This is a genomic window from Microcella sp. (genome assembly GCF_025808395.1).
Lineage (GTDB): Bacteria > Actinomycetota > Actinomycetes > Actinomycetales > Microbacteriaceae > Microcella.
The window spans coordinates 593,965-614,177 of the sequence record NZ_CP075524.1; the positions used below are offsets into that span (position 1 = coordinate 593,965).

The 20,213-nt window shown below is 67.3% G+C and carries 20 protein-coding genes; 16 read left to right on the top strand and 4 right to left on the bottom strand.

Annotation, left to right across the window (positions count from 1 at the left end):
* Nucleotides 1–36: 36 nt before the first annotated feature.
* The 4 genes from thrS to pdxT all read left to right on the top strand — a co-directional run bounded on the left by thrS (nt 37) and on the right by pdxT (nt 4,098).
* Nucleotides 37–1,950 carry a threonine--tRNA ligase gene (gene thrS, locus KIT89_RS02925; RefSeq protein ID WP_297603889.1) on the top strand — a complete coding sequence of 638 codons (1,914 nt, stop codon included), beginning with the start codon at nt 37–39 and terminating at the stop codon, nt 1,948–1,950.
* A gap of 14 nt (nt 1,951–1,964) precedes the next feature.
* Nucleotides 1,965–2,531 carry an HIT domain-containing protein gene (locus KIT89_RS02930; RefSeq protein ID WP_297603044.1) on the top strand — a complete coding sequence of 189 codons (567 nt, stop codon included), beginning with the start codon at nt 1,965–1,967 and terminating at the stop codon, nt 2,529–2,531.
* Nucleotides 2,532–2,615: 84 nt separating this feature from the next.
* Nucleotides 2,616–3,506, top strand: coding sequence for a pyridoxal 5'-phosphate synthase lyase subunit PdxS (gene pdxS, locus KIT89_RS02935; RefSeq protein ID WP_297603046.1), 891 nt, complete (start codon nt 2,616–2,618; stop codon nt 3,504–3,506).
* Nucleotides 3,496–4,098, top strand: coding sequence for a pyridoxal 5'-phosphate synthase glutaminase subunit PdxT (pdxT, locus tag KIT89_RS02940; RefSeq protein WP_297603048.1), 603 nt, complete (start codon nt 3,496–3,498; stop codon nt 4,096–4,098). The genes pdxS and pdxT overlap by 11 nt, the downstream gene beginning before the upstream one ends.
* A 2-nt stretch (nt 4,099–4,100) precedes the next feature.
* On the opposite strand, the gene KIT89_RS02945 is transcribed toward pdxT, so the two are convergent.
* Entirely contained in the window at nt 4,101–5,378 is a 1,278-nt protein-coding gene (locus KIT89_RS02945) for an HNH endonuclease signature motif containing protein (RefSeq protein ID WP_297603049.1), read from the bottom strand.
* 113 nt (nt 5,379–5,491) lie between these two features.
* On the opposite strand from KIT89_RS02945, the gene KIT89_RS02950 reads away from it, so the two are divergent.
* The 9 genes from KIT89_RS02950 (at nt 5,492) to KIT89_RS02990 (ending at nt 14,797) form a co-directional block, all read left to right on the top strand.
* A complete protein-coding gene (locus KIT89_RS02950; protein WP_297603050.1) occupies nt 5,492–6,103 on the top strand; it encodes a hypothetical protein in 612 nt (203 codons plus the stop codon).
* 34 nt (nt 6,104–6,137) lie between these two features.
* A complete protein-coding gene (locus KIT89_RS02955; RefSeq protein ID WP_297603052.1) occupies nt 6,138–6,902 on the top strand; it encodes a YebC/PmpR family DNA-binding transcriptional regulator in 765 nt (254 codons plus the stop codon).
* A 3-nt stretch (nt 6,903–6,905) separates the two neighbouring features.
* Entirely contained in the window at nt 6,906–7,496 is a 591-nt protein-coding gene (gene ruvC, locus KIT89_RS02960; RefSeq protein WP_297603053.1) for a crossover junction endodeoxyribonuclease RuvC, read from the top strand.
* Entirely contained in the window at nt 7,493–8,140 is a 648-nt protein-coding gene (ruvA, locus tag KIT89_RS02965) for a Holliday junction branch migration protein RuvA (protein ID WP_297603054.1), read from the top strand. Before ruvC ends, ruvA begins: the two co-directional genes overlap by 4 nt.
* A complete protein-coding gene (gene ruvB, locus KIT89_RS02970) occupies nt 8,137–9,156 on the top strand; it encodes a Holliday junction branch migration DNA helicase RuvB (RefSeq protein ID WP_297603055.1) in 1,020 nt (339 codons plus the stop codon). Before ruvA ends, ruvB begins: the two co-directional genes overlap by 4 nt.
* A gap of 88 nt (nt 9,157–9,244) precedes the next feature.
* Nucleotides 9,245–9,640 (top strand): preprotein translocase subunit YajC, encoded by a 396-nt coding sequence (yajC, locus tag KIT89_RS02975; protein WP_297603056.1) that lies wholly within the window; start codon nt 9,245–9,247, stop codon nt 9,638–9,640.
* 77 nt (nt 9,641–9,717) lie between these two features.
* Nucleotides 9,718–11,475, top strand: a complete 1,758-nt coding sequence (gene secD / locus KIT89_RS02980) for a protein translocase subunit SecD (protein WP_297603057.1) — start codon at nt 9,718–9,720, stop codon at nt 11,473–11,475.
* Entirely contained in the window at nt 11,472–12,482 is a 1,011-nt protein-coding gene (gene secF / locus KIT89_RS02985; RefSeq protein WP_297603059.1) for a protein translocase subunit SecF, read from the top strand. The genes secD and secF overlap by 4 nt, the downstream gene beginning before the upstream one ends.
* 59 nt (nt 12,483–12,541) lie before the next feature.
* A complete protein-coding gene (locus tag KIT89_RS02990) occupies nt 12,542–14,797 on the top strand; it encodes a bifunctional (p)ppGpp synthetase/guanosine-3',5'-bis(diphosphate) 3'-pyrophosphohydrolase (RefSeq protein ID WP_297603060.1) in 2,256 nt (751 codons plus the stop codon).
* Here the strand turns inward: KIT89_RS02990 and KIT89_RS02995 are convergent.
* The 3 genes from KIT89_RS02995 to KIT89_RS03005 all read right to left on the bottom strand — a co-directional run bounded on the left by KIT89_RS02995 (nt 14,784) and on the right by KIT89_RS03005 (nt 17,559).
* The gene (locus KIT89_RS02995; RefSeq protein ID WP_297603061.1) at nt 14,784–15,335 is read right to left on the bottom strand and encodes a hypothetical protein; all 552 of its coding nucleotides are present in this window, start codon (nt 15,333–15,335) and stop codon (nt 14,784–14,786) included. The genes KIT89_RS02990 and KIT89_RS02995 overlap by 14 nt on opposite strands.
* A 100-nt stretch (nt 15,336–15,435) precedes the next feature.
* Nucleotides 15,436–16,677 carry a DUF349 domain-containing protein gene (locus KIT89_RS03000; RefSeq protein ID WP_297603062.1) on the bottom strand — a complete coding sequence of 414 codons (1,242 nt, stop codon included), beginning with the start codon at nt 16,675–16,677 and terminating at the stop codon, nt 15,436–15,438.
* A gap of 111 nt (nt 16,678–16,788) precedes the next feature.
* Entirely contained in the window at nt 16,789–17,559 is a 771-nt protein-coding gene (locus KIT89_RS03005; protein WP_297603064.1) for a peptidylprolyl isomerase, read from the bottom strand.
* Nucleotides 17,560–17,681: 122 nt separating this feature from the next.
* Here KIT89_RS03005 and KIT89_RS03010 point away from each other — a divergent pair, with 122 nt between their 5' ends.
* The 3 genes from KIT89_RS03010 (at nt 17,682) to KIT89_RS03020 (ending at nt 20,208) form a co-directional block, all read left to right on the top strand.
* Nucleotides 17,682–19,031, top strand: coding sequence for a replication-associated recombination protein A (locus KIT89_RS03010; RefSeq protein ID WP_297603065.1), 1,350 nt, complete (start codon nt 17,682–17,684; stop codon nt 19,029–19,031).
* A 148-nt stretch (nt 19,032–19,179) separates the two neighbouring features.
* Nucleotides 19,180–19,809, top strand: a complete 630-nt coding sequence (rpsD, locus tag KIT89_RS03015) for a 30S ribosomal protein S4 (RefSeq protein ID WP_297603066.1) — start codon at nt 19,180–19,182, stop codon at nt 19,807–19,809.
* Between the two features lie 171 nt (nt 19,810–19,980).
* Nucleotides 19,981–20,208, top strand: a complete 228-nt coding sequence (locus KIT89_RS03020; protein ID WP_297603067.1) for a hypothetical protein — start codon at nt 19,981–19,983, stop codon at nt 20,206–20,208.
* The last annotated feature ends 5 nt before the right edge of the window (nt 20,209–20,213 follow it).

The following is a 20,213-nucleotide window of genomic DNA, read 5'->3' on the forward strand; positions in this document are numbered from 1 at the left end:
GGATTCGGCATCTTCACCGATCGCGCCGTGGTCGCCATGCGCGTCGCTGGCGAGCTTCGCGACCTCGCCTTCACGCTGAGGCCCGGTGACGTGGCCGAGCCGGTCACGATCGATTCGCCCGATGGACTGGCGATTCTGCGGCACTCGACCGCGCACGTGCTCGCCCAGGCCGTGCAGTCGCTCAACCCTGAGGCGAAGCTCGGCATCGGCCCACCCATCACCGACGGGTTCTACTACGACTTCGATGTCGCAACCCCCTTCACGACCGACGACCTCGCCGCGCTGAGCAAGGCTATGGATCGCATCATCCGGCAGGGTCAGCGCTTCGTTCGCAGGGTGGTGACCGATGACGAGGCTCGAGCGGAGCTCGCGCACGAGCCGTTCAAGCTCGAACTCATCGGGCTCAAGGGCGCCGCTGCCGACGGGGCAGACGGCGAGAGCGTCGAGGTGGGCGCTGGCGAGCTGACGATCTACGACAACGTGAATCCGAAGACGGGGGAGGTCTACTGGAAAGACCTCTGCCGCGGCCCTCATCTGCCGAACACGCGCATGATCGGCAACGGATGGTCGCTCACGCGCGTCGCTGCTGCCTATTGGCGGGGTTCTGAGAAGAATCCGCAACTGCAGCGCATCTACGGCACCGGCTGGCCCACGAAAGACGCGCTTCGCGAGCACCTCGGGCGGCTCGAAGAGGCCGCGAAGCGAGATCACCGCAAGCTCGGTGTCGAGCTCGATCTGTTCTCGTTTCCGACCGAGATCGGGTCAGGCATGTCGGTCTGGCACCCGCGCGGTGCGATCGTGCGGCAAGAGATGGAGCAGCACGCGATGCGCCGCAATCGCGAGGCCGGCTACTCGTACGTCTACACGCCGCACATCACCAAGAGCGACCTCTTCGAGCGCAGCGGCCACTTGTCGAACTACACCGACAGCATGTTTCCGCCGATGCGCCTCGACGAAGAGCGCAACGATGACGGCGAGATCATCAAGGCAGGTCAGGACTACTACCTGAAGCCCATGAACTGCCCGTTCCACATCCTCATCTATCGCGAGCGCCCTCGCAGCTATCGCGACCTCCCGATGCGCTACAGCGAGTTCGGTGCCGTGTATCGCAACGAGCTCTCGGGCGCCCTGCACGGCTTGACGCGCGTTCGGGGCCTGACGATGGACGACGCGCACCTCTTCGTGCGCCCCGACCAGCTCGAAGACGAGGTGGGCAAGACGCTCGAGCTCGTCATCAGCATGCTGCGTGATTTCGGGCTCACCGACTTCTATCTCGAACTCTCGACCCGCGATGACGTCAAGGACAAGTGGCTCGGCGATGAGCAGATGTGGAGCGACACGACGGACGCGCTGCGGCGCGTCGCCCTGGGCTCCGGGCTCGAACTCGTCGACGACCCCGGGGGCGCTGCGTTCTACGGGCCGAAGATCTCGGTGCAGGCCCGCGATGCGATCGGCCGCACCTGGCAGCTCTCGACAGTGCAGATCGACCCGAACCTGCCCGAACGATTCGACCTCGAATACACGGCGCCCGACGGCAGCAAGCAGCGGCCCATCATGATCCACCGTGCACTGCTGGGCTCGATGGAGCGCTTCTTCGGCATTCTGCTCGAGCACTACGCCGGCGCGTTTCCGGCGTGGCTGTCTCCGGTGCAGGTCGTCGGCATTCCCGTGGCCGAGCAGTACCGCGACTATCTCGGAGACGTGATCGAGAAGCTCCGGGCGGCGGGAGTGCGGGCTGAGCTCGACGACTCCGACGATCGCATGCAGAAGAAGATCCGCACGCACACCACCGGCAAGGTTCCGTACCTGCTGATCGCGGGCGAGCAAGACCGAGCGAACGGAGCCGTGAGCTTCCGATTCCGCGATGGCTCGCAGGTCAACGGTGTGCCCGTCGAGCAGGCGATCGACCGCATTACGAGCGCGATCTCGTCGCGGTCGGCCGAACTGTAGTCGAGCATCCACTCATGACTGTCGACGGCCACGGCGCGCTCGAAGGAGTCTCTGCAGAGAACGGTGCAGAGTTCGCAGCGGTGCCTGATGCGTTCCAGCGGCTGTGGACGCCGCATCGGCTGGTGTACATCGAGAGCGGCCAGCAGCCAGACGACGATGCGTGCCCGTTCTGCCGGGCGCCCGAGCTGCCCGATGAGCAGGCGCTCATCGTCGCGCGAGGCACGCACGCCTACGTGCTGCTCAACCTCTACCCGTACAACAGCGGGCACCTGCTGGTGTGCCCGTATCGGCATATTGCGCTGTATGACGAGGCGAATGCCGAGGAGGTAGCCGAGATCGGAGCCCTCACCCAGACCGCGATGCGCGTGCTCAGCTCGACATCGGGGTGTCAGGGATTCAACATCGGCATGAACCAGGGTCGCATCGCTGGCGCGGGAATCGCCGCCCACCTGCATCAGCACATCGTGCCGCGGTGGGCACTCGACTCGAACTTCTTTCCGATCATCGCCGGCACGAAGGCTGTTCCGCGGCTGCTCGGCGAGGTTCGCGACGAGCTGGCGCGCGCCTGGCCCACAGCCTGACCGCAGTAGACTGACCCGCGCCGCCATGTACTGCAACTCTCGCGCGCTCGCGCGCGCCTCTCTCGCCGGAAAGGGCACACAGCAATGACCGAGACGACTCAGGGCTCGAGCCGCGTCAAGCGCGGACTCGCCGAGATGCTCAAGGGCGGCGTCATCATGGACGTCGTCACCGCCGACCAGGCACGCATCGCGGAAGACGCCGGCGCTGTCGCCGTGATGGCGCTCGAGCGGGTGCCCGCCGACATTCGTGCGCAAGGCGGAGTGGCACGCATGAGCGACCCCGATCTGATCGACGACATCATCGCCTCGGTCTCGATTCCTGTCATGGCGAAGGCCCGCATCGGGCACTTCGTCGAGGCGCAAGTGCTGCAGTCGCTCGGCGTCGACTACATCGACGAGTCAGAGGTGCTCAGCCCCGCCGACTACGTCAACCACATCGACAAGTGGCCCTTCACGGTTCCGTTCGTGTGCGGTGCGACCAATCTGGGTGAAGCGCTGCGTCGCATCACCGAGGGTGCCGCCATGATCCGCTCGAAGGGCGAAGCAGGCACCGGTGACGTCTCTGAGGCCACCAAGCACATTCGCACGATTCTCGGCGAGATCCGCGCCCTCTCGGCACGAACCCCCGACGAATGGTACGTCGCAGCCAAAGAGCTGCAGGCGCCGTACGAGCTCGTCGCTGAGGTGGCGCAGACCGGCAAGCTTCCGGTCGTGCTGTTCACCGCAGGCGGCGTCGCGACACCGGCCGATGCGGCGCTCATGATGCAGCTCGGGGCAGACGGCGTCTTCGTCGGCTCGGGCATCTTCAAGTCTGGCAACCCCGAAGCGCGCGCGGCCGCGATCGTCAAGGCGACGGCCGGCTACAACGACCCCGCCATCGTGGCTGCAGCATCGCGCGGTCTGGGCGAGGCGATGGTCGGCATCAACGTCGCCGACCTGCCAGCGCCGCACCGCCTCGCCGAACGTGGCTGGTAGGGCTCTTCCGCCCGTCGGCGTCTTCGCACTGCAGGGCGATGTGCGCGAGCACGTCGCGGTCTTGATGGCCCTCGGCGCGACCGTGCGCGAAGTGCGCACGGCCGAACAGCTCGCCGAGGTTGGCGGCCTCGTGATTCCGGGCGGTGAGTCGAGCGTCATGGACAAGCTCAGCCGACTGTTCGGGCTCGCTGAACCCTTGCGCGCGAGGATCGCCGACGGCATGCCCGTCTACGGCACCTGCGCAGGGCTCATCATGCTCGCCGATCGCCTGCACGACGCGATCGACGGCCAGCAGACCTGGGGCGGCCTCGACGTCGCGGTTCGCCGCAACGCCTTCGGCAACCAGCTCGACTCGTTCGAAACCGACCTCGACGTGCCAGCGCTCGGAGACCCTCCCGTGCACGCCGTCTTCATCCGCGCACCGGTGGTCGATGAGGTCGGCGCAGGGGTCACTGTTCTCGCCGCACTCGACGACGGCCGCATCGTCGCCGTCGAGCAAGGTCGACTGCTTGGCACGTCGTTTCACCCCGAGGTGGCGGGCGAGACTCGCTTTCATGAGAGGTTTCTCGAGCACGTCGCCGCCTGCAGCTGACGTCAGGCAGCCCCTCCGACGCGTGCTGGCATGACTGTTGTCGGATGGGTCGAGTAGGTGCGACCGCTCGGTGATCGCCACTCGAGCACGCCGTGCTCGAGGTGGTGAACGCTCCAGTCGGTGTGATGCTTGAGCCGGTGATGCGACGGGCACAGGTGTGCGAGATTGTCATGCGCGGTCTGACCCGCGAACTGCCAGTCGAGTGTGTGGTCGATCTCTGAGCGAGCGGCGCTGCGGCCGCACCCCGGAAACCGGCACGTTCCGTCGCGCACCCTCAACCAGAGCCTCAGATCGGAGGGCACGCTGTAGCGTTCTCGGCCGACAGAGAGCACTGTTTGCGTCTCGGGATGCGTCAGCAGCCGAGTGAACGAGGGGGCATGGGCGGCGAGCCGTCGTGCAGTCGCATCGTCGATGGGGCCGTAGCCCTCGAGCTCGGCGGGGGCGGCTGCGTCGGGCCGGCCGAGGAGGGTCAGAACCGGCACGGTGACGAGCACCTTGGCGTGCACTCCGCGGCCGAGGCCGCTGGAGGGGATGACCCCGTCGAGCAGCAAGTCGGCGAGCACGTCGGCACGACCCTGAGCAAGGGTGCGCCGGCCCGAGCCATCGGGTTCGGTGTCGTTCTCGCTCTCGAGGCTTCGCGCGATGTCGGTCAGGCGTTCGCAGATGCCGAACGCCTGCTCTGCAGGCAGCAGGGCCGTGAGACAGGCCATGCCGTCGCGCGCTGGCTCGAGGGTCACTCGTCGCGCATCGATCGCCGCTGTCCGTCGCTCTTCGATCGAGTCGGGGTGCAGGCGCTCGCGAACGATGCGAGCCCGCTGCCTGAACTGCTCGACCGTGCGAACCTCGGCCGCGGCCAGCACCGCGTCTTCGAAGCCGCCGCGTGCCTCGACGGGCAGCGACCAGGCTTGGTCGATGAGTGTCGTCGCGTGACGATAGGTGATGCGCCCCTCGGCGAGTGCACGGCGGGTGGCGGGCAGCTCGGTCTCGAGTGCCCAGGCATACTGCATGAGGTTCTCGGCTGCACGCTCGGGCAGGCGCAGCGCGGCGGCGAGCTCGGAGATGATCGTGCGGCGGGCGACGACCTCTGCGCTCCAACCAGCGATGCTCACCGCCACCTTTTGAGCGCCCTCGGCAGCGGTCACCGCCGAACGCACGTCGTTCACCAGTCGAGCACGGCGCTCGGCGATGCGGGCCTCACGCACCTCGAGCTCGATGAGCTCGTCGAGCAGCGCGTCGAGGTGCGCGTCTGCCTCGTTGCGCGCCTCGATTCGATTGCTCATGGCGATGAGTCAAGCAGCGACCACCGACAGTCGAGGCGTGCCCGATCGCCGTCGGGCAGCCGTCGCGCGAGCAGACGCAGCACAGCGCCGCCCCGGCCTGCCACCATGGGGGCATGAGCCTCTACTCTGACTACTCGGCTGCCCGCACTCGACAGATCATCGCCGACCTCATCGGTCTCGTCAGCGTCGCCATCGTCATCACCATCGGAGTGCTGGTGACCACGACGATTCGAGCCTTCGCCGCATTCGGTCGCGATCTCGAGACGGCCGGGCTCGACTTTCAGACCGGCCTCACTGACGCTGCTGAGGCCCTCGGCGACGTGCCGCTGATCGGCGACGGCATCAGGGGGCCATTCGATCTCGCGGCCGATGCAGGAGCTGCGGTGGCCGACGCGGGTCGAAGCCAGCAGGCGCTGGTCGAGACGGTGGCCATCGGAACCGGCGCGACGATCACGATCGTGCCGCTGCTGCTCATCGCACTGGTCTGGCTCGTGCCCCGCATCAGGTTCGCGCGACGCTCGACCGAACTGCGCACCCTCATCGACCGCGGCATGTCGGCAGACACCCTCGCCGTGCGCGCGCTCGGCCGGGCATCGCTGCGCGACCTCGCGGCAGTTCATCCCGACCCGGCAGCGGCGTGGCGCGATCGCGATGTCGACGTCGTGCGGGCTCTCGCGGCGATCGAGCTACGACGCGCCGGAATCAAGCCGAAGGCACTGCCGTAAACTGACCGCAGACTTCCGACCCGCAAGGAGCCCCATGTCAGGCCATTCCAAGTGGGCGACGACGAAGCACAAGAAGGCCATCATCGATGCGCGCCGTGCCAAGTCGTTCGCCAAGCTCATCAAGAACATCGAGGTCGCCGCCAAGATCGGCGGCGCCGACCTCAGCGGCAACCCCACGCTCGTCGACGCGGTGCAGAAGGCGAAGAAGACGTCTGTTCCGAACGACAACATCGATCGCGCGATCAAGCGCGGCGCCGGGCTGACCGGCGAGTCGATCGACTACCAGACGATCATGTACGAGGGGTACGGGCCCGGAGGCCTCGCGCTGCTCATCGAGTGCCTCACCGACAACCGCAATCGCGCGGCCGCCGAGGTGCGCACGGCGATGTCGCGCAACGGCGGCACGATGGCCGACCCCGGCAGCGTGGCATACAACTTCAGCCGCAAGGGCGTCATCTCGATCACCAAGACCGAGGGCGTCACCGAAGACGACATCTTGATGGCGGTGCTCGACGCGGGTGCTGAAGAAGTCATCGATCAGGGCGGCGGGTTCGAGGTCATCACCGACCCGTCGCAGCTGCTGGCCGCACGCACGGCACTGCAGGAGGCGTCGATCGAGTACGACTCGGCCGAGGCGGAGTTCGTGGCGAATCTGCAGATCGAGGCCGATGCCGACACCGCGCGCAAACTGTTCAGGCTCGTCGATGCGATCGACGACCTCGACGACGTGCAGAACGTGTTCACCAACGTGTCGTTGAGCGCCGAGGTGCGCGCCGAACTCGACGACGACGACGAGTAGCGCATGACCCGGGTGCTCGGCGTCGACCCCGGGCTGACCCGGTGCGGGGTCGGCGTGGTCGACATCGCGCCCGATCGACGCGCCACGCTCGTGGCCGTCACGGTGATCCAGACCGCTCCCGACCTCGCACTCGAGCGCCGGCTGCTCGCCATCGGCGACGAGCTCGCGGCTCTGCTCGACGAGCATCAGCCCGATGCGGTGGCGCTCGAGCGGGTCTTTGCGCAGCACAACGTGCGCACCGTCATGGGCACGGCGCAGGCGAGCGGAGTCGTCTTGCACGCAGCCGCGGCCCGAGGCCTGGTGGTGACCTTGCACACCCCGAGCGAGGTCAAGGCGGCCGTGACGGGCCACGGCTCGGCCGACAAGAAGCAGGTGACCGCGATGGTGCAGCGCATTCTGAGAATGGATGCTGCGCCGAAGCCCGCCGATGCTGCCGACGCGCTCGCCCTCGCGATCTGCCACGGGTGGCGCACTGGCGCGGCCTCGCCGGCCGTGCTCGGGGCGTCGATCGCACCGCACGGCGACTTGACCCCGGCTCAGGTGGCGTGGCGCGCGGCAGAGAAGTCGGCACGCGCCTCTAGGCTCGACAGGTGATCGCCAGCCTGAGAGGCACCGTCGTCGCTCTGGGGGGTTCCCGAGCGGTGATCGACGTGGGCGGTGTCGGCTATGCCGTGACCCTGACCGAGCGGCACGCGAGAGAGCTGCACATCGCTGACTCAGTGCTCGTGCACACCGCGCTGATCGTGCGCGAAGACGACATGAGCCTGTTCGGATTCGTCGACGAGATCGAGCTCGGGCTCTTCGAACTGCTGCGCTCGGTGTCGGGAGTCGGGCCGAAGTCGGCCATGGGAGTGCTCAGCGCCATGACCCCCGACTCGATCGCCCGTGCGATCACCGACGACGACGATGCACCGTTCAGGGCCGTCTCGGGCATCGGCCCGAAGACCGCCAAGCTCATCGTGGTGTCGCTCGCGGGCAAGCTCATGGCCCCGGCGGCGGCGAAGACCGCTGCGCAGGATGCGCCTCAGAGCGCGTCGCCCAGCACCGAGGCCGCGCTCGTCGCCGCGCTCACCGGCCTGGGCTGGCCCGAGCGCACTGCACTCGATGCGGCCCGCACCGTGGTGGCCGACGAACCGCAGGCCGAGTCGGCGGCGCTGCCCGTGCTGCTGCGCCGAGCACTGAGCCTGCTCGGCCCCGGCCACTCACGTGGTGACGTCGTGAGGGGCGACCGGTCGTGACCACTGACGACGTCTTGCGGCCCACACCCGAGAGCGACGCCGAACTGGCCTTTGAAGGCGCCCTGCGGCCGACGAGTCTCGACGAGTTCGTCGGTCAGCAGAAGGTTCGCCGGCAACTGCAGCTGCTGCTCGAGGCGGCGACGCTGCAGAATCGCTCTCCCGATCACATCCTGCTCGCAGGCCCTCCGGGGCTCGGCAAGACCACCCTCGCCATGATCGTGGCGCACGAGGGCGGTCGCGCGTTGCGGATGACGAGCGGGCCCGCCATTCAGCACGCGGGCGATCTCGCGGCGGTGCTGTCTTCGCTCGTGCCGGGCGAGGTGCTCTTCATCGACGAGATTCACCGCATGGCACGCTCGGCCGAAGAGATGCTCTACCTGGCGATGGAAGACTTTCGGGTCGACATCATGGTGGGCAAGGGCGCAGGTGCCACGAGCATTCCGCTCGAGCTGGCGCCCTTCACGCTCGTCGGTGCGACGACGCGGTCTGGCATGCTGCCCAACCCGCTGCGAGACCGGTTCGGCTTCACGGCACACCTCGAGTTCTACGAGCCCGCCGAACTGCACCAGGTGCTCGTGCGGGCCGCGAGACTGCTGAAGCTCGAGATCGGCGACGATGCCCTCGGCGAGATCTCACGTCGGTCTCGAGGCACCCCTCGCATCGCCAATCGACTGCTGCGACGAGTGCGCGACTATGCGCTCGTGCACGCGGAGGGCGCCGATCGCAGCGCCGTGCGTGCTGCGCTTGAGCTCTACGACGTCGACGAGCACGGTCTCGATCGGCTCGACCGCGCGGTGCTGTCGGCGATCGTCGAGCGGTTCGACGGAGGCCCGGTGGGTCTCTCGACGCTCGCTGCATCGGTGGGGGAGGAGGCCGAGACGATCGAGGCGGTCGTCGAGCCCTTCCTCGTGCGGTCTGGGCTGCTGTCGCGCACTCCGCGCGGTCGCGTCGCCACCACGCGCGCCTGGGCGCACCTGGGCCACACGCCCCAGCCCACCCTGACCGATGACCTATAGTTGACGGCGGGCCTCGGCTGAGCATCCGCTCGTCGACCGGCGCTCCTTCAGCGCCACGCCATAGACCTCCCTGAAAGGCTTCACTCTCATGGATCCGTTGACGCTTGTCATGCTGGGCGTTCTCGCCCTGCTGATCTTCTTCATGTTCCGCAACTCGCGCAAGCGCAAGGCAGACCTCGAGCTGCTGCAGCAGAAGATGGTGCCGGGCGCTGAGGTCATGACCAACTTCGGGCTCTTCGGCACGCTCGTCGACATCGACGACGAGCAGAACGTGGCCACGATCGAGACCAGCCCGGGCAGCACAGTGCGCGTGCACCGCCAGACCCTCGCGCGCGTCGTCGAAGATGAGCCGTTCGAGAGCGACGACGCGGCAGTCGAGATGACTGAAGACGACGCGCCTGCCGTGAGCGAGCCGACGCTCAACGAGTCGAGCCTCGACGCGCCCCCCGCGAAGCCGAAGCGCACCAAGAAGACCGAGAGCTAGACCCTCACCAGATTCTGCGCAGGGCACGTTGCTGACAGTCGTGCCCTGACACCCCCGTGAAGAAATGAGTGCCCGAGGTGGCGAGAAGCACAACTGAGCGCAAAGCCATTCGATCGTTGGTCTGGCTGCTGGTGATCATCGTGGCGTTGATCGCCGCCAACGGTGCCAGCGTGCTCTTCAACAACGGTCAATGGACCCCGAAGCTCGCCCTCGACCTCGAGGGCGGCACGCAGATCGTCTTGAGCCCGCAGATCGCCAGCGGCGAGTCGGTGTCGCAAGAGCAGCTCGATCAAGCGGTGGCGATCATCCGTCAGCGCGTCGACGCCGGTGGCGTCAGCGAGGCCGAGATCAACACCCAGGGCGGCCAGAACATCGTCGTCTCGATTCCGGGTACCCCCGATGACGAGACGCTCGCGCGCATCCAGAGCTCGGCGAAACTCGAGTTCAGGGCGGTGCTCACCGCCGATCTGGCGTCGAACACGACGGCGGGGCAGAGCCCGACCGACGACGCAGAGGGAGACGCCGCCGACGGTGAAGCAGTCGACACCGACACTGACACCGCCCCAGAGCCAGACGCCGAGCCGACCGAGGCCCCGGCTCCGACGGCGACGCCGACCAACGCGAGCGACCTGGCCTGGATCACGCCCGAGCTGCAAGAGCTGTTCGCATCGTTCGATTGCGCGAGCCTCGACGTCGTCGGCGCGAACGTGGCACCCGTCGACGAGCCCCTCGTGACGTGCGAGCAAGACTCGTCGGTCAAGTACATTCTCGGCCCCGTCGAAGTGGCGGGCGAGCGCATCGTCGACGCACGATCGGGGCTTATCGCCTCGTCGACGGGCGTCACCACCAACGAGTGGGGCGTGTTCATCGAGTTCGACGGCACGGGCACCCAGCAGTTCCGCACAGTGACCGAGCGGCTCGTCACGCTGAGCGGAGTGCAGAACCAGTTCGCCATCGTGCTCGACGGCCGCGTCATCAGCGCACCGCGCACGATCAGCGCCATCACCGACGGCCGCCCGCAGATCAGCGGCAGCTTTACCGAAGAGACTGCGCGCATTCTTGCTGATCAGCTCAAGTTCGGTGCTCTGCCCATCGGCTTCGAGGTGCAGTCGAGCGAGAACATCTCGGCCACCCTCGGTGTCTCGCAACTGCAAAGCGGCATCATCGCGGGCATCATCGGCCTGGTGCTCGTGGCGCTCTACGGGTTCTTCCAGTATCGAGCGCTCGGCGGCGTCATCATCGCGTCGCTCATCGTCGCAGGCGTCGTGACCTACCTCATCATCACCTACCTCTCGAACCAGCAGGGCCTGCGCCTCTCGCTCGCGGGCGTCGCGGCCCTCGTGATCTCGATCGGCGTCATCGCCGACTCGTTCATCGTCTACTTCGAGCGAATACGTGATGAGCTTCGAGACGGCCGCAGCGTCGATGGCGCGGTGGAGGCCGGTTGGAAGCGCGCGTTCCGCACCATCCTCATCTCTGACGTCATCAACTTCATCGCCGCAGTCGTGCTATTCCTGCTCGCGGTGGGCAACGTTCGCGGGTTCGCCTTCATGCTGGGTGTCACTACGATCGTCGACCTCATCGTTGTCGTGCTCTTCACCTACCCGATGATGCAGCTTCTCGGGCGCACCCAGTTCTTCGGCGGCGGTCACCGGCTCAGCGGCCTTGACCCCAAGGCGCTCGGGGCTGTCTACCGCGGTCGCGCGCAGTTCAGGGCTCCGGTCGGGGTGTCTACAGTCAAGGTCGCGAGTAGCAGCCGAGAGGCGCAACGTCGGCAGACGATTGCCGAGCGCAAGGCCGCCGAAGCGCGCGGCGACGGGAAGGACGAGCGATGAGCCGGTTCACGCAGCTTGGTAACGACCTCTACACGGGGGCGCGCTCGTTCGACTTCGTCGGAAAGCGGCGGCTCTGGTACGTCATCGCCGCGGTCTTTGTGATCGTCTCCATCGGGTTCACCGTGCTGCGGGGCGGTTTCGTCTTCGGCATTGAGTTCCGCGGCGGGTCTGAGTTCCGCGTACAAGGTACTTCGGCCGTCGAAGAAGGCAACGCCGCCGCGACCGCGATCGCGATCGACGCGGTCAACACCGTCGTTGCTGGGTCGAACCCCCGTGTCTCGATCGTCGGCGGCGACTCGGTGCGTGTGCAGACCGAGCAACTGACGCCGTCAGAAACCGACGACGTTCGCCGTGCGTTGGCCCAGGCCTACGCGGTGAGCGAGTCTGAAGTCAGCTCGTCGTTCATCGGTGCCACCTGGGGCGCCGACATCACGAGATCGGCCTTGCTCGCGCTCGTCGTGTTTCTCGTGCTTGCCAGCCTCGTCATGGCCATCTATTTCCGCACCTGGAAGATGGCGGCCGCGGCGATCGTCGCACTCTTCCACGACCTGATCGTCACCACGGGCGTCTACGGGGTGCTCGGCCTCGAGATCACGCCTGCTGCGGTGATTGGCTTCCTCACGATTCTCGGGTACTCGCTCTACGACACCGTGGTCGTCTTCGACAAGGTGCGAGAGAACACGAGTGAAGACGGCGTCGAATCTCGCCGAACCTTCGCGCAGTCGGTCAACCTCGCCGTCAACCAGACTCTCGTGCGCTCGATCAACACGTCGATCGTCGCCGTGCTGCCGACCGCGTCGATTCTGTTCATCGGCTCGGTGCTGCTCGGGGCTGGTACTTTGCGCGACATCGCGCTCGCCCTGTTCATCGGCACGCTCGTGGGCACGTACTCGTCGATCTTCTTGGCAGCGCCGTTCTACGTGCACTTGCGAGCGAACGAGCCAGAGGTCAAGAAGCAGGGGTCACGACCGCGCGTGGTGCGCACCGAATCGGGTGCCGTTCGCTAGCCGCCAGCACGTCAGGCCTCGCAGACTCCGGGCCGTAGAATCGAGCCGGAGGCGCGCGCATGACTGACACCACGCAACAGAGCGGGGCTCCGTTGCGCGCGCTGCTGCCGCGCATCTTCTCGCGCGCCCAGCCGGCGGGCGCGCTCGAGCACTTGCTGCGCACCGTGCGCGCAGAGCATCCCAAGGCCGATATCGCCCTCATCGAGCGCGCCTACCAGGTGGCCGAAGCGGCGCACGAGGGGCAGACCCGCAAGAGCGGCGAGCCCTACATCACCCACCCGCTCGCTGTCGCCCAGATTCTCGCCGACCTCGGCATCGGGCCCAAGACGATCGCCGCGGCGTTGCTGCACGACACGGTCGAAGACACCGACTACAGCCTCGACAAGCTGCGCAGCGACTTCGGCGATGAGATCGCCATGCTCGTCGACGGCGTCACCAAGCTCGACAAGGTCAAGTACGGCGACAGCGCGCAGTCAGAGACGGTGCGCAAGATGATCGTGGCGATGTCGAAAGACATCAGAGTGCTCATCGTCAAACTCGCCGACCGTCTGCACAACGCGCGCACGTGGGGCTTCGTGCCCGCAGAGTCGGCGCAGCGCAAGGCCCAAGAGACTCTCGACATCTATGCCCCGCTGGCGCATCGGCTGGGCATTCAGAGCATCAAATGGGAGCTCGAAGACCTCTCGTTCGCCGTGCTGCACCCCAAGATCTACGTCGAGATCGAGAACCTCGTGAAGAATCGCACACCAGAGCGAGAAGCCTTCGTGCAGCAGGTGATCGATGCCGTCAAAGATGATCTGCGGCAGGCGAAGATCAAGGGCGAGGTGAAGGGTCGGCCGAAGCAGTACTTCTCGATCTACCAGAAGATGGTGCACCGCGGTCGAGACTTCGATGAGATCTACGACCTGACAGGGGTGCGCATTCTGGTGGGCTCGATTCGAGACTGCTATGCGGTGCTCGGGGCCGTGCACGCTCGCTGGAACCCGATGCCGGGCCGCTTCAAAGATTACATAGCGACGCCGAAGTTCAATCTGTACCAGTCGCTGCACACCACGGTCTTCGGCCCCGGTGGCCGCCCGGTCGAGCTGCAGATCCGCACTCGAGAGATGCACCAGCGAGCCGAGTTCGGTGTCGCCGCGCACTGGAAGTACAAAGAGCGCACAGCCGGCGCGGCGAAGGGTTCGGGTGCGATCGAGCGATCTGACACCGACATGGCCTGGCTCGCCCACATCTCTGACTGGCAGGCAGAGACGAGCGACCCGACAGAGTTTCTCGACAACCTGCGGTACGAGATCGGCGCGAAAGAGGTCTACGTCTTCACGCCCCAGGGCAAGGTCATCGGTCTGCCCGCCGGAGCGACCCCGGTCGACTTCGCATACGCCGTGCACACCGAGGTGGGGCACCGAACGATGGGCGCCAAGGTCAACGGCAGGCTCGTGCCGCTCGAGACCGCCCTCAACAGCGGCGACTCGGTCGAGGTCTTCACGTCGAAGAACCCCGACGCGGGGCCCAGCCAAGACTGGCTGAACTTCGTCACGAGCACGCGCGCTCGTTCGAAAATTCGCCAGTGGTTCACGAAAGAGCGGCGCGATGAAGCCGTCGAGCAGGGCAAGGACGCCATCGCGCGCGCGATGCGCAAGCAGAACCTTCCGCTGCAACGTCTGCTATCGCAAGACTCGGTCGGGCAAGTGGCATCGCAATTGCGCTATGAGACGGTCGAGGCGCTCTATGCCGCGGTCGGCGAGGGCCATGTGTCGACGCAATCGGTGATCGAGAAGATCGTCGCGACGCTGCATCTCGATGCCGAGTCTGACGACGAGCCGTTCACGGTTCCGACGCGAGGCAGAACCCCCGTGCGGTCGAGCGATTCGGGGGTGCTGGTGCGCGGCGCGCCCGACATTCTGGTGAAGCTCGCGAAGTGCTGCACTCCCGTTCCCGGTGACGAGATCGTCGGCTTCGTGACACGCGGGCAGGGGGTGAGCGTGCACCGCGGCGACTGCGGCAACGTGCAAGGCCTGCTCGCCGAGCCCGAGCGCATGATCGACGTCGAGTGGGCGCCCACGACGAAGAGCGTGTTCCTGGTGCAGATACAGGTCGAGGCTCTCGACCGCAGCGGCCTCTTGTCTGACGTCACGCGCGTGCTGTCAGAGCACCATGTGAACATTCTGTCGGCGAGCGTCAACACCTCGAGAGATCGACTCGCGCTGAGCCGATTCGTCTTCGAGATGGGTGACACCACGCACCTCGATCGTGTGCTCAACGCGGTGCGCCGCATCGACGCGGTCTACGACGTGTACCGGGTCAGCAACGGCTGAGGGCAAGCCCGACGCGACGCCGGGCCCGTGCGATGTGCGACACGCTGCGGCTGCGCTCGAGCGCGCCGCGCAGTTCTGCCTCGCCCACGCCGTTGGTGCTGAGAGCGGTCGCGATGATGTCGACGACCGCGTCGTCGGCATCGAGCCGTGCAAGATCGACGACGGTGCGCAGCGGGGTGGTCACCCGAACCCCGCCCAGCTGCGCCACCTCGTCGACCCGGATGACGACTTCGCGAGTCGCCTGCAGCCGACGCGCCGTCGACGGCAGACGTGCCGCGATCGAGACGCAGGTCGACACGGTGCGGCACTCTGGCAGCCACCCCCAGACCCACGCAGCGGTGCGCTCGCTGACGATGGCGCGCGAGTCGTGCAGCGCTGGCGCGAGCGATGCCGCGCGCGCGAGCGTCGAGTCGGGCAGATCGATGAACTGGAATGCAGCGCCGATGGCCACCAGCTCGCCGTCGAGCCTCGCCGAGCTCAACTCGGCAGCGGTCAACAACCGATCGGCGTGCACCACAGGGCTCAAGCGGCTTCTCACGCCCAGCAGTGTGCACGCTCGCGGCGGCGCGAGGGGCGCCATCTGCGAATTTTGTGGAGAGTGCGCGGTGCGGGGTGAGCGGCAGCGCCCGCGCCGAGTATCAGCGCTTGTCGCTGTCGACCGCACTGAGCCAGGTGCGGCGAGCCTCGAGCGCCTCGGTCACCTCGGCGATGCGAGCGGTGTCGCCCGCAGCCGTGGCGGCGGCGAGTTCGGCTTCGAGGTCAGCGATCGCACGTTCGAGTTGAGCGGCAAGCCCTTCTGAGCGAGCCTTCTTCTCGGGGTCAGACCGGTTCCAGTGCTCTTCTTCGAGCTTCTTCACCGCGGTCTCGATCGCGCGGAGCCGGTCTTCCACCGTCTTGACCTGGTCGCGGGGCACCTTGCCGATCGCATCCCACCGCTTCTGAATGCCGGTGAGGGTGCGACGGGCGGCGACGCGGTCGGTCGCCTTCAGCAGCGGAGCCGCCTCGTCGAGAATCGCGAGCTTGGCGGCGAGGTTCTCGGCGAACTCCTCGTTCTCTCGAGCGTCGATCTCGGCCTTCGCCGCATAGAGCACGTCGCCCGCGGCCTTGAAGTCGGCCCACAGAGCGTCATCGACCTTCTTGCCGGCGCGACCCGCGAGCTTCCATTCGTCGAGCAGCCGACGGTATGCCGGAATGCCCGCTGTGCCTTGCGAGGCGAGCGCGGTGGCCTTGGCGATGAGCTCTTGCTTGCGGCTGCGGGCCTCTTTGTGCTCAGAGTCGAGCCCGGCGAAGAAGGCGCGTCGGTGAGTCTCGACGGTGGTGCGGGCAGCTCGAAAACGCTTCCACAGCTCGTCGCCCTGCTTTTTGGGCAGGCGCGGCCCGTTCTGCTGGTGGTCTTTCCAGCGTGCGAACAGCTCGTCGAGCGACGCCGAGACCTGCTTCCACTGCACAGACTGGGGGTCTTTGGCGGCGAGCGCCTCGGCGGCCTCGACGAGCGCGGTGCGTTCGGCGACCGCCGCGTCGACTGCGGCCGCGGCTTCGGCCTTCTGCTCTTCGGTGAGCTTCTCGACCGTCTCGGTGAGCGCGCTGACGCGCACGCGAAGCGACTCGAGGTCGCCCACCGCGGCCGGCTCGTCGAGCGCGCCCGTCAGCGAGGCGACCGTCTTGGCCACATCGGCCGCCGGTGCTCCGGCCTTGGCGCGCTGCTCGAGCAGCCGAACCTGACCCTCGAGCTCGGTGAACTTGCGGGTGAAGTACGCGAGGGCTTCGTCGGCGGTGCCGTCAGGAAACTGGCCGACGGCGCGCTCGACGCCGCGATCGGTGACGAACACTGTTCCGGTCTCGTCGACTCGACCCCACGATGCACTGTCGTTCACTGCCACGAGTTCTTCATCCCTTGTCGATGCGCTCGCACGATGGCCGTCCGGGCGGTTTTTCAGCGTAGTGCACGTGCTCGCGCCCTGGTGGCGCGGTCGTGCTCGCCTGACCGATCGCTATTGGATCGTGACCCCTGTGATCACGGTCGCCACGGCAGGGGGGCCGTCGGGGGCTCCATTCGCGGCGCCCTCAGCGATGACCTGCTCGAGCAGGGCATCCAGCCCGCCGGTGACGCGCCCCATGATGGTGTACCCGCCGGCGGCGTCAGACGGAATCGCCGAGTCGGCGTAGACGATGAAGAACTGGCTGCCCATGCTCGCGCCGTCGCCGCCCTGACGCGCCATCGCGATGACGCCCTCGGTGTAGATGTCGTCGAGCGGGGGGTTCTCGATCGGGCCGAATCGCCAGTCTGGGCCGCCAGTGCCATCGCCGTTGGGGTCGCCGCACTGCAGCACGAAGATGCCCTCTGTGGTGAGTCGGTGGCAGCTGAGGCCGTCGTAGAAGCCGCTCTGCACGAGCGTGACGAACGACGCGACCGCTTGCGGGGCAGCGAGCCCGTCGAGTTCGTAGTCGAGCTCGATGGCGTCGTTGATCGTCACGGTGCCCGCCCAGGTGCGAAACTCGCTCAGAGCGGGTGCCGGCGCCGCCACGGGTTCGACGGTGGGTTCGGGGCTCGCTGAGGCGACAGGTTCAGGTGCACCGGGGCCGGCGGTGAAGTAGACGACCTGCGCGGTCGCCGCCAGTGCGCCGACGACGACGAGGGCGAGCACGGCGATCACGTTGTCGCGTCGGCGACGCCGAATCTTCGTCTCGTGCACGGTCTGTCGCGCCTGATAGCGGCGAAGTCGCTCCTGCGCTTCACGATCTCGGCCGGGTGCGGCTGCCACTGCTCCTCCATTCGGCGCTGCGCGGTCTGAGTGCGGCCGGCGCCGCAGTGAACTCTAGTCGAGGGCGCCGTCGCCTCGCGCGGGCACACCGGCCAGTCGGTGCCGGCGACTAGCATCGCACCATGGATGCTCAGCCAGGCCTCGGCTCAGCCGCGGTTCCCCTGGCGGTGCGCATGCGGCCGACGAGTCTCGTCGAGGTCGCGGGCCAGCGGCACCTGTTGAGGGTCGGATCCCCTCTCGTCAGCCTGGCCAGCGACGACCCCTCCCGCGCGCCGAGTGCAGTGTCGGTGATTCTGTGGGGCCCGCCCGGCACCGGCAAGACCACGCTCGCGCAAGCCATCGCGCGCTCGAGCGGTCGTCGCTTCGTCGAGTTGTCGGCCGTGACCGCTGGTGTGAAAGACGTGCGCGAGGTCATGGAGCGCGCTCTCGCCGACCGCGACCTCTATGGCACGTCGACCGTGCTGTTTCTCGACGAGATCCACCGCTTCACGAAGGCGCAGCAAGACGCGCTGCTGCCGGGCGTCGAGAACGGGTGGGTAATCCTCATCGCTGCGACGACCGAGAACCCTTCGTTCTCGGTGATCGCGCCGCTGCTCAGCCGCAGCCTGCTGCTCACCCTCGAGACGCTGAGCAACGATGACCTCGGGCTTCTCATCGACCGCGCCATGACCGACCCGCGAGGGCTCAAGGGCGCGGTCGAGCTCGAGCCGGCAGCACGCGAGGCGCTCGTGCGGGTGGCCTCGGGCGATGCGCGGCGCGCGCTCACGGCACTCGAGGCCGCAGCGCAGTCTGCTGCGGCGGGCCACGACGGTGCGGTAGGGCATCCCGTGATCACGGCCGAGATCGTGGCGGCGGCCGTCGACCGTGCGCTGCTGCGATACGACAAGCAGGGCGACGAGCACTACGACGTCATCAGCGCCTTCATCAAGTCGATCAGGGGGAGCGACCCCGACGCCGCCCTGCACTACCTGGCGCGCATGATCGAGGCGGGCGAAGACCCGAGGTTCATCGCGCGCCGGGTGATCATCTCTGCGGCAGAAGACATCGGCATGGCCGACCCCCACGCACTGCCGATCGCTGTCGCGGCCGCGCAGGCCGTGCAGCTGATCGGCATGCCAGAGGGTCGCATCCCGCTCGCCGAGGCGGTCGTCTACCTGGCGACTGCGCCGAAGTCGAATGCCGCATACGCGGGCATCGACGAGGCGATCGCCGACGTGCGCGCCGGCCGCATCGGGCGAGTGCCGAAGCCGATGCGCGATGCGCACTATGCCGGAGCGAAACGACTGGGGCACGGCAAGGGCTACGTGTACCCGCATGACGAGCCTCTCGGCGTTGCCGCTCAGCAGTACCTCCCTGACGAACTCGTCGGCACCGAGTACTACCGGCCGACCGAGCGGGGGCTCGAGCGCGAGATCGCTGCGCGCGTGCCCAAGCTGCGGTCGATCATCCGTCGAGACGCGCGTGATGACTGAGCTCTGGTAAGCTTGCTCGGCCCGTCAGATATGGGCACATCCTCCCTCGAAGTCTCCACCGGATCGCCTCGGCGTGCGTTCGGACCGGACGGAGCGGTGTACGCCCGTGAGCCGCTGAAATTCTCGGCCACGCCCATGGAAGGAAACCGTGTCTACCAAGTCACGCACTCGCAGCAAGACCCGTCTCTCTCGCGCACTCGGCATCGCCCTCACCCCGAAGGCCGCCAAGTACCTCGAGAAGCGTCCGTACGCTCCCGGTGAGCACGGCCGCACCAAGCGCAAGGCCGACAGCGACTACGCCGTTCGTCTGCGCGAGAAGCAGCGTCTTCGCGCGCAGTACGGCATTCGCGAGGCCCAGCTGAAGATCGCGTTCAACGAGGCCCGCCGCTCGGCCGGCCTGACCGGTGAGAACCTCGTCGAGCTGCTCGAGATGCGTCTCGACGCGCTCGTGCTGCGCTCGGGCTTCGCCCGCACGACCGCGCAGGCTCGCCAGATGGTCGTGCACCGTCACATCATGGTCGACGGCCAGCTCGTCGACCGCCCGTCGTTCCGTGTCAAGCCCGGTCAGCTCATCCACGTCAAGCCGCGCTCCGAGGGCACCGAGCCCTTCCAGGTGGCCGCTGCCGGTGGTCACGTCGACGTGTTGCCCAAGGTTCCGGCCTACCTCGAGGTCGAGCTCGACAAGCTGCAGTCGCGCCTCGTGCGCCGCCCCAAGCGCTCCGAGATTCCCGTGACCTGCGAAGTGCAGCTCGTCGTCGAGTACTACGCGGCGCGCTAACGCCAGCGCAGCGTCGCGATCACCGGGGGCTTGGCCGTGCGCCAGGCCCCCGTTGTCGTCTGCACCCCCGCGTGATCGGCCCTCCTGTGGCACCGGGCGGCGGCCGCTAGGCTAGTGACTCGCCCGATCATGGGCGGCCACCATCATCCACCCCGCTGAGAGGGAGCACTCATGAAGAACGTCATCTGGCTCATCGCCGGAATCGGCATCGGCTTCGTTGCCGCCCACCAGGTCTCGCGTACCCCGCAGGGTGCCCAATTCTTCGACGATGTCGACACGAAGGCGCGCGAGTTCGGCGCGGCCGTGGTCGACGGCTACAAGGCGCGCGAGGCCGAGCTGCGCGCTGCCGTCGCCGAGGCCGAAGACACCATCGCCGACCTCACCAGCCGCCTCAAATAGCCGGC

Bases quoted from the DNA above. Each gene is read 5' to 3' on its own strand.
- thrS (WP_297603889.1), top strand. From the start codon at position 37: ATGCGCGTCGCTGGCGAGCTTCGCGACCTCGCCTTCACGCTGAGGCCC.
- KIT89_RS02930 (WP_297603044.1), top strand. From the start codon at position 1,965: ATGACTGTCGACGGCCACGGCGCGCTCGAAGGAGTCTCTGCAGAGAAC.
- pdxS (WP_297603046.1), top strand. From the start codon at position 2,616: ATGACCGAGACGACTCAGGGCTCGAGCCGCGTCAAGCGCGGACTCGCC.
- KIT89_RS02945 (WP_297603049.1), bottom strand. From the start codon at position 5,378: ATGAGCAATCGAATCGAGGCGCGCAACGAGGCAGACGCGCACCTCGAC.
- KIT89_RS02950 (WP_297603050.1), top strand. From the start codon at position 5,492: ATGAGCCTCTACTCTGACTACTCGGCTGCCCGCACTCGACAGATCATC.
- KIT89_RS02955 (WP_297603052.1), top strand. From the start codon at position 6,138: ATGTCAGGCCATTCCAAGTGGGCGACGACGAAGCACAAGAAGGCCATC.
- ruvC (WP_297603053.1), top strand. From the start codon at position 6,906: ATGACCCGGGTGCTCGGCGTCGACCCCGGGCTGACCCGGTGCGGGGTC.
- yajC (WP_297603056.1), top strand. From the start codon at position 9,245: ATGGATCCGTTGACGCTTGTCATGCTGGGCGTTCTCGCCCTGCTGATC.
- secF (WP_297603059.1), top strand. From the start codon at position 11,472: ATGAGCCGGTTCACGCAGCTTGGTAACGACCTCTACACGGGGGCGCGC.
- KIT89_RS02990 (WP_297603060.1), top strand. From the start codon at position 12,542: ATGACTGACACCACGCAACAGAGCGGGGCTCCGTTGCGCGCGCTGCTG.
- KIT89_RS03010 (WP_297603065.1), top strand. From the start codon at position 17,682: ATGGATGCTCAGCCAGGCCTCGGCTCAGCCGCGGTTCCCCTGGCGGTG.
- KIT89_RS03020 (WP_297603067.1), top strand. From the start codon at position 19,981: ATGAAGAACGTCATCTGGCTCATCGCCGGAATCGGCATCGGCTTCGTT.